Source organism: Methylobacterium sp. GC_Met_2 (assembly GCF_026540795.1).
Lineage (GTDB): Bacteria > Pseudomonadota > Alphaproteobacteria > Rhizobiales > Beijerinckiaceae > Methylobacterium.
On record NZ_JALNUM010000266.1, the window covers coordinates 1 to 853 of the forward strand.

The 853-nt window shown below is 67.8% G+C and carries 1 pseudogene; it reads left to right on the forward strand.

From position 1 onward, the window contains the following. Positions 1–44 precede the first annotated feature (44 nt). Positions 45–844 (forward strand): annotated as a pseudogene (locus tag OXS49_RS33375) (IS5 family transposase). Positions 845–853: the final 9 nt, after the last annotated feature.

An 853-nucleotide genomic window follows, 5' to 3' on the forward strand; every position in this document is an offset into this window, starting at 1 on the left:
AGGCTGTTATGGACTTGTCGGCTGGGCGGCTCAGATGATGGATCATGAGCCAGTCGCGGAAAGCCTACCCGTCCGATGTGTCCGACGACGAATGGGCATTGGTCGCCCCGTATCTGACGCTGGTGCGCGCGGATGCGGGCCAGCGCGCGCACCCGTTGCGAGAGGTGTTCAACGGGTTGCGCTACGTGGTGAAGACCGGCGCCCCGTGGCGCTGGATGCCCCACGACCTGCCGCCGTGGGCAGCCGTCTACCAGCAGGCGCAACGCTGGCTGTCGGCGGGCTGTTTCGAGCAACTGGCCGAGGATCTTCGCGCCTAGCGGCCGGGCGCAAGGCTGAGCCGTCCGCGGCCATACTCGACAGCCGGACGCTGCGGGCGACGCCCGAGAGCGGCGAGCGAGCCGGCTACGACGGAGCCAAGCGCAAGCAGGGCTCGAAGCTGCACATGGCGGTGGACACGCTCGGTCATCTTCTGACCCTGCACGTCACGCCGGCCAGCGCCGATGACCGTGCCCAGGTCGAGCGTCTGGCCAAGGCCGTGCAGGCAGCCACCGACGACAGCGTCGAGGTCGCCTTCGTCGATCAGGGCTACACCGGCGAGAAGCCGGCCGCGGCTGCGCGCCGGCACGGCATCGAACTGGAGGTCGTGAAGCTGCCCGAGGCCAAGCGCGGCTTTGTGCTGCTGCCCCGGCGCTGGGTCGTGGAGCGTTCCTTCGCCTGGGCCACCCGCTTCCGCCGGCTCGTCAAAGACTACGAGCGATACGCCAGCACGCTGGCAGACCTGCACAGCGTCGCCTTCGTCTGCCTCATGCTTAAAAAGGCTGCTCTACTCGCAGCCAGTTCATAACAGCCTCTA